This window comes from Algiphilus sp., from assembly GCF_023145115.1.
GTDB lineage: Bacteria > Pseudomonadota > Gammaproteobacteria > Nevskiales > Nevskiaceae > Algiphilus.
Map to the genome: position 1 here is coordinate 42,048 of NZ_JAGLEJ010000014.1, position 12,154 is coordinate 54,201.

11 protein-coding genes are annotated in these 12,154 nt (G+C 68.9%); 7 read left to right on the forward strand and 4 right to left on the reverse strand.

Annotated elements, in window-relative coordinates:
- The first annotated feature begins 57 nt into the window (after positions 1-57).
- The 5 genes from rpsF to alr all read left to right on the forward strand — a co-directional run bounded on the left by rpsF (position 58) and on the right by alr (position 3,835).
- Complete coding sequence (gene rpsF, locus KAH28_RS04630; protein ID WP_290574693.1) at positions 58-507, forward strand: 30S ribosomal protein S6; 450 nt, start codon at positions 58-60, stop codon at positions 505-507.
- Positions 508-509: 2 nt separating this feature from the next.
- Positions 510-740: a 30S ribosomal protein S18 gene (rpsR, locus tag KAH28_RS04635; RefSeq protein ID WP_290574694.1), complete on the forward strand. Its 231-nt coding sequence runs from the start codon at positions 510-512 to the stop codon at positions 738-740.
- A 7-nt stretch (positions 741-747) separates the two neighbouring features.
- A complete protein-coding gene (rplI, locus tag KAH28_RS04640; protein ID WP_290574696.1) occupies positions 748-1,209 on the forward strand; it encodes a 50S ribosomal protein L9 in 462 nt (153 codons plus the stop codon).
- Positions 1,210-1,306: 97 nt separating this feature from the next.
- Positions 1,307-2,671, forward strand: coding sequence for a replicative DNA helicase (gene dnaB, locus KAH28_RS04645; RefSeq protein WP_290574698.1), 1,365 nt, complete (start codon positions 1,307-1,309; stop codon positions 2,669-2,671).
- 21 nt (positions 2,672-2,692) lie between these two features.
- Entirely contained in the window at positions 2,693-3,835 is a 1,143-nt protein-coding gene (alr, locus tag KAH28_RS04650; RefSeq protein WP_290574700.1) for an alanine racemase, read from the forward strand.
- 258 nt (positions 3,836-4,093) lie between these two features.
- Here alr and gspF read toward each other — a convergent pair whose 3' ends face one another.
- The 4 genes from gspF to gspC are packed head-to-tail and all read right to left on the reverse strand — an operon-like array spanning position 4,094 to position 9,779.
- Positions 4,094-5,317 (reverse strand): type II secretion system inner membrane protein GspF, encoded by a 1,224-nt coding sequence (gene gspF / locus KAH28_RS04655; RefSeq protein ID WP_290574702.1) that lies wholly within the window; start codon positions 5,315-5,317, stop codon positions 4,094-4,096.
- 9 nt (positions 5,318-5,326) lie between these two features.
- Positions 5,327-6,841, reverse strand: a complete 1,515-nt coding sequence (gene gspE / locus KAH28_RS04660) for a type II secretion system ATPase GspE (protein WP_290574704.1) — start codon at positions 6,839-6,841, stop codon at positions 5,327-5,329.
- Positions 6,838-8,907, reverse strand: coding sequence for a type II secretion system secretin GspD (gene gspD, locus KAH28_RS04665; RefSeq protein ID WP_290574705.1), 2,070 nt, complete (start codon positions 8,905-8,907; stop codon positions 6,838-6,840). The genes gspE and gspD overlap by 4 nt, the downstream gene beginning before the upstream one ends.
- On the reverse strand, positions 8,907-9,779 hold the full coding sequence (gene gspC, locus KAH28_RS04670; RefSeq protein ID WP_290574706.1) for a type II secretion system protein GspC: 873 nt from the start codon (positions 9,777-9,779) through the stop codon (positions 8,907-8,909). The genes gspD and gspC overlap by 1 nt, the downstream gene beginning before the upstream one ends.
- A 290-nt stretch (positions 9,780-10,069) precedes the next feature.
- On the opposite strand from gspC, the gene KAH28_RS04675 reads away from it, so the two are divergent.
- A complete protein-coding gene (locus KAH28_RS04675; protein ID WP_290574707.1) occupies positions 10,070-10,906 on the forward strand; it encodes a YetF domain-containing protein in 837 nt (278 codons plus the stop codon).
- A gap of 94 nt (positions 10,907-11,000) precedes the next feature.
- Entirely contained in the window at positions 11,001-12,143 is a 1,143-nt protein-coding gene (locus KAH28_RS04680; protein ID WP_366918128.1) for an acyl-CoA dehydrogenase family protein, read from the forward strand.
- Positions 12,144-12,154 lie beyond the last annotated feature (11 nt).

Genomic DNA, 12,154 nt, shown 5'->3' on the forward strand with positions numbered 1-12,154 from the left:
CGCTTTCCGACGGGGGACCGCGCCGCCCGCGGCGTGTCCACAAGGAGTTCCGACGATATGCGTCACTACGAGATCGTCGTCCTGGTGCATCCTGATCAGTCCGATCAGGTGCCCGCCATGGTCGACCGCTACCGCACCATGGTCACCGCCGAAGGCGGGGCCGTGCACCGTTTCGAGGACTGGGGCCGCCGTCAGCTGGCCTACACCATCAACGGCCTGCACAAGGCGCACTACTTCCTCATGAACATCGAGTGCAGCGGCAGCGCGCTCTCGGAGATCGAGGAAGCATTCCGCTTCAACGACGCCGTCCTGCGGCGCCTGGTCGTGCGCAAGGACGAGGCGGTCACCGAGCAGTCGCCGCTGTTCAAGTCCGAGGACGACAAGAAGCCCGCGGCCCGTGACGACAGTGCCTCCGACAGCGGTGACGACGGCGAAGCCGATACCGCCGATGGTGACGAGGATTCCGACAACGACGCGGCCGAGAAGGCCGAAACCGCCGGAGCGTAAGCATGGCCCGTTACTTCCGCAAGAAGCGCAGCTGCCGGTTCACCGCCGAGGGCATCACCGAGATCGACTACAAGGATCTCAACATGCTCAAGCAGAACGTCGCCGAGAACGGCAAGATCGTGCCGTCGCGCATCACCGGGACGCGCTCGCGCTATCAGCGCCAGCTGTCCACGGCCGTCAAGCGCGCGCGCTATCTCGCGCTGCTCCCGTACACCGACAAGCACGACCTCTGAGGCCGCCATGGACGTCATTCTTCTGGAAAGGATCCACAAGCTGGGCGACCTCGGCGATACCGTGAAGGTGCGCAACGGCTACGGGCGCAACTACCTGCTGCCGCAGGGCAAGGCGCTGCCGGCCAACGACGCCAACCGCAAGGTCTTCGAGGAGCGCAAGGCCGAGCTGATGAAGCGGGCCGAGGAATCGCTCAATGCTGCGAAGATGCGCGGCGACAAGATCAACGGCGCCGTCATCACCATCGAGGCGCGCGTCGCCGACCAGGGCAAGCTCTACGGCTCGGTCGCGCCCGCGGACATCGCCGACGCGGCGGCTGCACAGGGGCTCGAGATCGAGCGTGCCGAGGTCGACATGCCGGACGGCCCGATCCGGGTGATCGGCGAGTACGAGCTGCGCCTGATGCTGCACTCGGAGATCGAGTGCCAGATCACGGTGGTCGTGAAGGACGCCAACGCCAGCGACGAGTAGGGCCGCTTTCGTCGTATCCTGACGCCCCGGCGGCCACCCGGCCGACCGGGGCGTTTTCGTTTCCGGAGGCCCGCCCGGCGGGTACGCGAGCTCGAACGTGGACGACATTCCGGTCAAGCAACCGCCGCATTCCATCGAGGCCGAGCAGTCGGTCCTCGGCGGGCTCATGCTCAACAACAACGCCTGGCTGGAGCTCGCCGGGCGTCTCGCCGAGGACGATTTCTACCGCGAGGATCACCGGCTGATCTTCCGCGGCATCCGCGAGCTGCTGGAAACCGGCAAGCCCTGCGATTTCGTCACCCTCTCCGAGTATCTGCGCGGCCGCGGCGGACTCGATCCGGCCGGCGGGCTGAGCTATCTGGGTGCGCTCGCCAACGACACTCCGAGCGCGGCCAACGTGCTGGCCTACGCCGACATCGTGCGCGAACGGGCGGTCCTGCGCAGCCTCATCAAGGTCGGGCAGGAGATTGCCGACCTCGGGTTCCGCCCGGGCGAGCAGACCTACTCCGACCTCATGGAGAGCGCGGAGCAGCGTGTGTTCGCGATCCGCGAAAAGGGCGAGCGCGGCAATCAGGAGTTCCAGCACGTCGGGCAGGCGCTGGACAAGGTGGAGGAGCGCCTGCAGACGCTGCGCGACAACCCCGATCAGCTCACCGGGGTGCCCACGGGCCTGTCCGATCTCGACCGCAAGATCCACGGTCTGTCGCCCGGCGACCTGCTCATCGTCGCCGGCCGCCCCGGCATGGGCAAGACCAGCTTCGCGATGAACATCGCCGAGAACGTGGCGTTGCGCGAAGGGCATCCGGTGGGCGTGTTCAGCATGGAGATGGGCGCCGACCAGCTCGCCATGCGCGTGCTGGCGTCGTACTGCCGCATGGACCAGTCCGCCCTGCGCTCCGGGCAGATCGCCGACCACGAATGGGACTGGCTGGCGCAGGCGAGCCGCGACATCCGCGAGGCGCCGCTCTACATCGACGAGACGCCGGCGCTGTCGCCGTTGGAGCTCCGCGCCCGGGCCCGCCGCATGAAGCGCCGTCACGGCCTGTCGCTGCTGGTGGTGGACTACATCCAGCTCATGCAGGTGCCGGGCACGCGCGAGAACCGCACCAACGAGATCTCGCAGATCTCGCGCAATCTGAAGGCCCTGGCCAAGGAGCTCGAAGTCCCGGTGATCGCCCTCTCCCAGCTCTCGCGCGAAGTCGAGAAGCGCGAGAACAAGCGCCCGGTGATGTCCGACCTGCGCGAGTCCGGCTCCATCGAGCAGGATGCCGACATCGTCATCTTCATCTACCGCGACGCCTACTATCGGCGCAAGGAGGGCGAGATGGCGGGCGACGACGACAACCGTACCGAGATCATCGTGGCCAAGCACCGCAACGGTCCCACCGGCACCGTGCACGTGGCGTTCCTGGGGGCCTCCACGCGCTTCGAGAACCTGTCGTACCGGCACGACGATGACTGAGCGCGCGCCGGAGACCGGGCCGTGACGCCGCGCGTCTGGGCGCATGTCAGCCCGGAGGCGTTGCGCCACAATCTCGCGCGCATCCGGCGCATGGCGCCGCGGTCGCGGGTGATGGCGGTAGTCAAGGCCAACGCCTACGGCCACGGTGCCGATACCGCAGCCCGCGCCCTGCGCGATCTGCGCGTGCCCGGCGATGCGCACCCGCGCGCAGACTGGGAGGCGGATGCCTTCGCGGTGGCCTGCCTGGAGGAGGCGCTGGCGCTGCGTGCGGCCCGCGTCTACGCCCCGATCGTGGTGCTCGAGGGCGTGCTGTCGCTGGAGGAGGCGCGCGTCTGCCTGCGCGAACGACTGCAGATCGTGGTGCACGATCACTGGCAGCTGGCACTGCTGGAGCAGCTTCCGCGCGGTGCGCGCGCCGATCTCTGGCTCAAGATCGACAGCGGCATGCATCGGCTCGGCTTCGATCCCGGGGCGGTGCCGGCAGCACTGGGGCGTGTACAGGCGCGGCCGGAGTGGGCGCTGCACGGTTTCATGACCCATCTCGCCTGCGCCGACGATGACACCGCGTCCGCGCTGGCGCAGGCGCGGCGCTTCGACGATGCGGTGGGCGATACGCCCGGTGCGCGCTCGATCGCCAATTCGGCCGGAGTGCTCGCCGATGCCGCGCTGCATCGCGACTGGGTCCGTCCGGGCCTGATGCTCTACGGCATCTCGCCGCGGGCGGGCCGCACCGCCGAAGAGATCGGACTGCGCCCGGCGATGAGCCTCCACACCCGGGTGCTGTCACTGCGGGACTGCGCGCCGGGCGATCGCATCGGCTACGGCGGCGCCTACGTGTGCGACCGGGACCGGCGCATCGCGACCATCGCGGTGGGCTACGCCGACGGCTTCCAGCGCGCCCTGGGCGGGCGCGGGCGGGTGCTGCTGCGTGGCCGGTCGGCACCGGTGGTCGGGCGCGTCTCGATGGACATGACGGCGGTGGACGCCACCGGCATCCCCGATGTCGCGGTCGGCGACGAAGTGCTGCTGTGGGGCGAGGGGCTGCCGGTCGAGGAGCAGGCTGCCGCCGCCGGCACGCTGGGCTACGAACTCGTGTGCGGACTGACCCAGCGCGTGCGCAAGATCACCGAAACCGGGATGCCGGAGATTGCGGCCGGCGCGTGAGTGCGTTGCGGTGGCGGGGGCAATCCTGCGGGGTGGATGAACCGCGCAGATTGCGCAGCTTCAAGAGCAACATCAACCACAGATTGCACAGATTTCCACAGATTCTGTTTCGGTTCTGGTGTGCGCTGACAGCGTCAGCGCCACCAGTAAACAATCCCTTCAATCGGTGGAATCTGTGGTTCTTTTCATATCTGCGGTTCCCGATCCTGAACAGCGCGCATTCCCTTCGGCACGATCGGGCGCTCGCCGTGGCGGGCGCTACTGCACGAGCTGGTTGAGGTCGAAGATGGGCAGCAGGATGGCGAGCACGATGAGCAGCACCACGCCGCCCATGACCAGGATGAGCACTGGCTCGAAGATGCCCATGAGCGCCGAGACCGTGGTCTCGACCTCGCGTTCCTGGTTCTCGGCGGCATGTTCCAGCATCTCGTCGAGCTTGCCGGACTGCTCGCCGCTGCCCAGCAGGTGCAGCGTGATCGGCGGGAACAGCCTGGATTCCGACAGCGCGCGGTAGACCGAGCCGCCCTCGCGCACCTTCTTCGCGGCGACCTCGATGGCCTCGCGCATGGGCACGTTGGACACCACCTGGGCGCCGATGCGCATGGCTTCCAGGATGGGAACGCCGGACTGCGACAGGATGCCCAGCGTGCGCATGAAGCGTCCGGTGTTGGCGCCCCGCGTCAGCCGCCCGATGAGCGGAATGCGCAGCTGCCAGGCGTGCACGCGTCGCTTGAAGGCCGGGCGTCGCATGGCCAGCGCGAACACCACGATGCCGGCGACCAGCGCCAGCAGCAGCAGCGGGCCGTTGGCGCGCAGGAAGTCGCTCACCGCGATCAGCCCGAGGGTGAGGCCGGGCAGGGGCTGGTCGATGGAGTCGAACACGCCCACCACCTGCGGCACCACGTAGGACAGCAGCAGGATGACCACCGTGATCGCCACCACGGTGAGGATGGCGGGGTAGAAGGCGGCCAGCATCATCTTCTGGCGCATGGCCTGCCGCCCCTCGACGTAGTCGGCCAGGCGCACCAGAACGGCATCCAGCTTGCCCGACTGCTCGCCCGCCTCCACCGTGGAGCGGTAGAGCGCCGGAAAGGCGGCGGGGAACTCGCGGAGGGCCGAGGCCAGACTGGCGCCCTCGACGATCTGCGCGCGAACGCCCAGCGCCACCCGCTTGATGTTGCGACCCTCCGACTGCTGCGCCACGGCCGAGAGCGACTCGTCCAGCGGCAGCCCCGAGCGCAGCAGCGTGGAGAGCTGCCGTGTGAACAGCGACAGATCGGTGGTGCTGAGGTTGCCGCTGCGGCGCAGCGAGAAGCCGCCGCCGCCCTCGCTGCCGCTCCGGTCCGCCACTTCGCGCAGCGAGACCGGTATCAGTCCCTTGCCGCGCAGCTGCTCGCGCACGTGGCGCGCGGTATCGCCCTCGATCAGGCCCTTCTGCTGCCGGCCCTTGGCGTTGAGGGCGACGTATTCGAATGCGGCCATGACGCGCCGTCAGTCTTCGCTGGTGACGCGCAGGATCTCGCGCAGCGTCGTGGTGCCGGCCAGTACCTTGTCGCGCCCGGACTGCATGATGCCCGGTGTCTGCTTGCGCGCGTGCTGCTCCAGGCTCTGCTCGCCGACGTTGTCGTGGATGAGGACTTCCATGTCCTGGTCCACCTCGATGATCTCGTGGATGCCCGTGCGCCCCTGGAAGCCGGTGCCGCGGCACTGCGAGCAGCCCTTCTCGCGATAGAGGACGACGCTGTCGCGGTCGTTGACGCCGAGCGTCTCGCGCTCGACCTGCTCGGCCTCATAGGGTTCCTTGCAGTGCGGACAGAGGACGCGCACCAGGCGCTGCGCCATCAGGCCGATCAGCGAGGTCGACAGCAGATAGGGCTCGACGCCCATGTCGCGCAGGCGGGTCACCGCACCCACCGCGGTATTGGTGTGCAGCGTGGACAGCACCAGATGGCCGGTGAGCGATGCCTGCACGGCGATCTCGGCGGTCTCCAGGTCGCGGATCTCGCCGATCATGACGACATCGGGATCCTGACGGAGGATGGCCCGCAGCCCGCGCGCGAAGGTCATGTTGACCTTGGTGTTGACCTGGGTCTGGCCGATCCCCTCGATGTTGTACTCGATGGGGTCCTCGACCGTCATGATGTTGCGCGACTTGTCGTTGAGCACCGACAGCGCCGCGTAGAGGGTGGTCGACTTGCCCGAGCCGGTGGGGCCGGTGACCAGCATGATGCCGTAGGGCTTGTGGATGATGCGCTTGAGCACGCGCGTCTGGCGCTCGCCCAGCCCGAGATGCTCGAGGTCGATGTTCTCGGTCTGCTTGTCCAGGACACGCAGCACCACGCGCTCGTTGCCGGTGCCGGTAGGGATGGTCGAGACGCGGAGATCGACCTTGCGGCCGCCGATGGCGCGGGTGATGCGGCCATCCTGCGGGAGGCGCTTCTCCGCGATGTCCAGCTTCGCCATGATCTTGATGCGCGACACCAGGCGCGGCGCCAGCGCGCGCGGCGGCGCCATCACCTCGCGCAGCACGCCGTCGACGCGGAAGCGCACGCTGCAGCGCGATTCGAAGGTCTCGATGTGGATGTCCGAGGCGTTGTCCTTGATGGCCTCGATCAGCAGTCCGTTGATGAAGCGGATGACCGGCGCGTCGTCCTCGGCCTCGAGCAGGTCCTGGTTCTCGGCCAGCGCGTGGGCCAGCGCGTCGAGATCGTCCGGCTGCTCGTCGCCGCCCAGCCCCTCGACCAGTTCGGCGGCGGCGCCTTCGCCCTGTTCGTAGGCGCGCTGCAGCTCGAGGTCGAAGCTGGCCGCATCGCACGGCTTGACCGGCAGGGCGCCGGCGTTGAGGCGCTGGATCTCGGTAAAGGCATCCATCGAGGCGCCCTCGCGCACCAGCACGACCGGGTGGCCTTCGCCGTCACTGGAGATCAGGACGCCGTTGCGCTTGCAGAAGGAGTAGCTCGGCCGCTGGATGGCGGCGGCCTCGGTTGGCGTATCCGGCGCGTTCATCGGCTGGGCGCGGCGCTCCCGGGCTTGCGCTGCGAGGCCGGCGCGGGCATGCGGTCCTCGGGCATGGCGCCGACGTTGCCGGAGAGCGGCTTGCCGGGGCCGTCCGGTCCGTCGAGGAATATCTCGAAATCCTCGAGGCGCGGGTAGGCGCGGTTGATGATGGGCACGTCCTTCTTGGTCTGTGCCTGCGCGCGCTGGGTCTGCTCGTACTTGCGGCGCGTGTAGTAGTCGGCGGTCTCGCGGTCGCGGAGGATGCGCGGGCGCATGAACAGCATGAGATTGCGCTTCTCGCTCTGCACCGACTGGAAGCGGAACAGCGAGCCGATCAGCGGGATCTGGCTCAGGAAGGGAATGCCGGACTTGGAGTCGGTGACGTTGTCATCGATCAGGCCGCCGAGGATGAGCACCTGGCCGTCCTCGACGGTGACGGTGTTGGTGATCGAGCGCGTGTTCGTGGTCTGCGTCAGGTCGCCGGCCGAGGATGCGCCCAGGCTGGATATTTCGAGGCTGAGCTCGAGCTTCACCTGGCTGCCCTCGTTGATCTGCGGCGTCAGCGTCAGGGTCAGGCCGACGTCGCGGCGCTCGATGGTCTGGAACGGATTGATGCTGCCGGTCTGGGTGCCGGTGTTGGTGAACTGACCGGTGAGGAAGGGCACTTCCTGGCCCACCGAGAACTCGGCCTCCTCGTTATCCATGGTCAGGAGGGTGGGGGCCGACAGGATGTTGGTGTCTCCGTCGCCCTGCAGCGCCTTGACCAGGACGCCGAAGCTGGTGCCGCCGTCGTTGATGCGCCCGAAGCCCGCGGTCACGCCCTGACCGAGGAGGCCGGCGAGGGCGCTGGCGTCGATGTTGGAGGATCCCGCGCTGTTGCCCAGTCCGGAGAGGATGGACGAGGTGTCCGGGTCGAAGATGCCGGCGGCGGCGACGCGGTCCTCGTTGAATACCACCCAGTCGAGGCCGAGCTCGGCCTGCTTGCTGCTGCTGATCTCGGCGATCAGCGTTTCGACCATGACCTGGGCGCGCTTGATGTCGAGCTGGTCGATCACGCTCTTCAGGGCCCGCATCCGCTTCGGGGGGGCGGTAATGACCAGCGAGTTGGTATCGGGCTCGGCGATGATGTTGGCGTCGCCCGCGATGGAGCTGCCGCCACCGCTGCTCTGCGAGCGGTTGCTGCTGGCCGTGCGGGCCTGTCCGCCGCCGCTGCCGCTCTCGGAATCGCCGCTCGGCGCGAAGCCCTGCAGGATCGACGCCAGATCCTCGGCGCTGGCGTGGCGTAGGTAGACCACCTGGGTGGCGCCACCGGCATCGACCTCGACGTCGAGCGAGCGGATGAGCTCCATCAGGCGCTGGCGCCGTGCCTTGTCGCCGCCCACCAGCACCGAGTTGCTGCGCTCGTCGGCGATCAGGGCCGACGCGCTTTCCCCTTCCTGACGGTCGCCCTGCGCCAGCGAGCTCAGGATCTCGACCACCTCGCTGGCCGAGGCGTGCTCGAGCCGGACGAGCTGGATGTCGTCGTCGCCGGCGCGGTCGATCTCGGCGATGATGCGGTCGAGGCGCCGGATGTTGGCCGCGCGGTCCGAGATGATCAGCATGTTCGACGGCGAGTACGCGGCCAGGTGCCCCCACTGCGGAACCAGCGGGCGCAGGATCGGCACCAGCTGCGCGGCCGGCACGTTCTCGATGTCGACCACGCGGGTGATGATCTCGTCATCGGGCGCCCCGCGCACCTCTTCCACGCTGCCGCCGTCCTGGCGCGCGTTGGTCTCGGGCACGATCTTGGTGGCGTTGCCGGCCGGGATCGCGGCGAAGCCGTAGACCTGCAGGATGGACAGGAAGGTCTCGTAGACTGCATCCGGCGTCATCGGCGAGGCACTGACGACGTTGATCTTGGCCTTCACGCGCGGGTCGACGATGAAGTTGCGCCCGGTGACATCGCTGACGGTCTCGATCAGCGCGCTGATATCCGCGTCCTTGAGGTTGAGGGTGACCGCGTTCTGGGCCTGCAGGGGCGCGGCCAGCAGCAGGGCCACTAAGACCGCGAGCGGTCGGATCAGCGTAAGGCGCATCAGTTGGTACTCAGCGTGTAGTTCTGGACGGAGCCGCCGCGTTCGACCGTGACATTGATCGACTGCGCGTTGCTCAGTTCGTTCAGTAGCGACAGCGCGCGCTGGGCGCTGTCGAGCGGAATGCCGTTGACGGCGGTGACCAGGTCGCCGGGCCGCAGGCCGGCCGCCTCGAAGAGCGCGCGCTCGCGTCCCGGGTAGATGCGGTAGCCGCGCTGGGCGCCGCCGGACGATGCCGGCACCACCCGGATGTAGTTGCTGGCCTTGCTCGGGTCCGACAGCAGCTCGTTGCGGATGTCGCCGAGCCGCTCGGGGTTGGGCGCCTGCAGGTTGCCGCTGTTGCTGACCGGCGTGCGCGAGGCACCGCTGCCGGCCGTGCGCGCGTCGCCGACCCCGTCGCGCTCCATGCGCAGCGTCTCGAGCGTCCCCTCGCGCGAAATGATGACCCGATCGGCGAACACCGAGTGCAGCGTGACGTTGCGGGAGATGGTGTCGCCGATGGCGTAGATGTCCTCGTCGCCCTGCGACGACGCGATGATGGCGCGCGACATCGAGTCCTCGTCGGCCGCATAGACGCCCAGCAGCGTCAGCGACAGCCGTGTCTCGGGCGCGTCCTCCACGGCCTGCTCCGATGCGGTCTGCTCGGGCGCCTCGTAGCTGCCCATGAGCTCGGCCGATACCAGCCGCTGCATGTCGTAGGCCGGTCCGCCACCGCTCTCGGTGCGCGGCTGCACCGGTGCCGGCTGCCAGATGCCTTCCGGCGGCGGTACCAGCGCCCAGCCGAGGCGCGCGACCAGCACGCCGAGCGCGATCGCGAGGACGAGCGAGACCGCGCCCGCCAGGCGGCCGGCGTGCTGCTCGTAGAGATTGATCATGCGGGAGGCATCCACCGGCGTGATGATACTTGCCGGCAGAGCGCTGCGCAGTGATGCCGCGCGAATCGTGCCGCCCGGGAACGGCCTGCTGCCGGGCATCCGTTCCCCGGCGGCGCTCCGGTCGCCGGTGCCGCGGCGGGCGATCGCGTATCCGACGGTTCGTGCCCCGGGACGGGGCGCTTCAGTGGCGCGCAAGCGGGCGGGCCGCAGCGTCTCCGCCGCATCCGCGCCCGCGTTGCCGATTCCGGGCCGCCGAACGGCGCGGCTTCGATCGTCCACCCGGAGACCGCATGCCCACCGACTGGTTCGTTACATCGCTGCCCCCGCTACTTCTGGTCGTGCTCGGCACCCTGGTCATGTACGCGACGATCATCCTGTTCGCGCGCTGGTCCGGGGTGCGCAGCTTCGCGCAGATGTCGACCTTCGACATTGCCGTGACCATCGCCATCGGTTCGCTGATGGCGACCACCGTGGTCGCGCGCGAACCCCCGCTGCTGCACGGCATGGCCGCGCTGGCCACGCTGTACACGGTCCAGCTGCTGGTCTCGCGCCTGCGGCGTCGCTACCGCCCGGTCGAACGGGCCACCGACAACGCGCCCATCCTCCTGATGGGGGCCGGCGGTCGCATCCTTCACGAGAACCTCCGCATTGCGCGCGTAACCGAGAACGACCTGCGCGCGCATCTCCGGGGCGCCAATGTCGTCGATCCGGGCCGCGTGCACGCCGTGGTGATGGAGGGCACCGGCAGCATCCACGTGCTGCACGGCAACGGACCGGCTCCGGCCCCCGGTGCGTGGCTGCTGCGGGATGTGCGCGATCACGACGGCAGTCGGGGCATTCACCCGCCGTCCAGTTCGACCACGCATCCTGCGGGCGCCATTCAGGACAACGGAGATTCCATGTCGAGGGACATCCTCTACGTCGTGCCCGAGGATGCGGTCTGGCGGGTGGTGACGGACGAGTCGCAGGGCGATGCCGACCTGCCGCTCTACGATGACAAGGAAGCGGCGGTGTCGGCGGCGATTCTGTCCGCCCAGAACTCGCAGGCGGACGGCCGCGTGGCGCGCGTGCTGGTGCAGGACGAAGCCGGCGCGGCGTTCCGCGAGGAGCGGCGCTTCGACCCCTAGCTGACCGGGGGCTGTCGGCCGGGCGGTGATGGCATGATCGTCGGTGCATTCGCATTCGACGGAGTTCGGCGTGGCCTTCGACTGGCAGGATCCGCTGCAGCTGCGGGCTCAGCTCGCACCCGAGGAGGCCGCGGCGGCCGAGTCGGCGGCACGATTCGCGCGCGAGCGGCTGGCCCCCGGGGTCACGCGGGCATTCCGCGAGGCGTCCTTCGACCGCACCCTGGTCGCGGATTTCGGGGCCATGGGCCTGTTCGGCCTCACGCTGGACGGCCATGGCTGCCCGGGTGGCAGTCACGTGCTCTACGGGGCCGTGGCGCGCGAGATCGAGCGCGTCGATTCGGCCTACCGTTCGCTGCTCTCGGTGCAGTCCAGTCTGGTCATGTACCCGATCCACCGCTTCGGCAGTGATGCGCAGCGCCAGCACTATCTGCCCGCGCTCGCCTCCGGTCGCCTGCTGGGCGCCTTCGGTCTGACCGAGCCCGACCACGGTTCGGATCCGGCCGGCATGCGCACGTGTGCCCGTCGGAGCGACGACGGCGGCTGGCGTCTGAGTGGCACCAAGACCTGGATCAGCCACGCGCCACTGGCCGACGTCCTCCTGGTCTGGGCGCGCGACGAGGCCGGCACGGTGCGCGGCTTTCTGGTCGATCGGGACACCCCCGGCCTCGATACCCCCGCGATCGACGACAAGCTGTCGCTGCGCGCATCGCCGACCGGGCAGATCGTGCTGGACGATGCGTTCGTGCCGGACAGCCGGCGTCTGCCCGACGCCGAGGGACTGGCGGCGCCGTTCGCCTGCCTCACCAAGGCACGCTTCGGCATCTGCTGGGGTGCCATGGGGGCGGCGGAGGCGTGCTGGCACGCGGCCCGCGACTACACCGTGGAGCGGCGGCAGTTCGATCGCCCGCTGGCGGCCAACCAGCTCGTGCAGCGCAAGCTCGCCGACATGCAGACCGAGATCGCGCTCGGTCTGCAGGCCGCGCTGCAGCTCGGGCGCCTGTTCGACGCCGGGAACGCCCGGCACGAAGCGGTGTCAATGCTCAAGCGCAACAACTGCGGCAAGGCGCTCGACATCGCCAGGCAGGCCCGCGATATGCTGGGCGCCAACGGGATCAGCGACGCCTATCCGGTGATGCGCCACATGGTGAATCTGGAAACGGTGAACACCTACGAGGGCACCCACGACGTGCATGCGCTGATCCTGGGCCGTGCCCAGACGGGAATCGCCGCTTTCTGACGTTGTCCAAC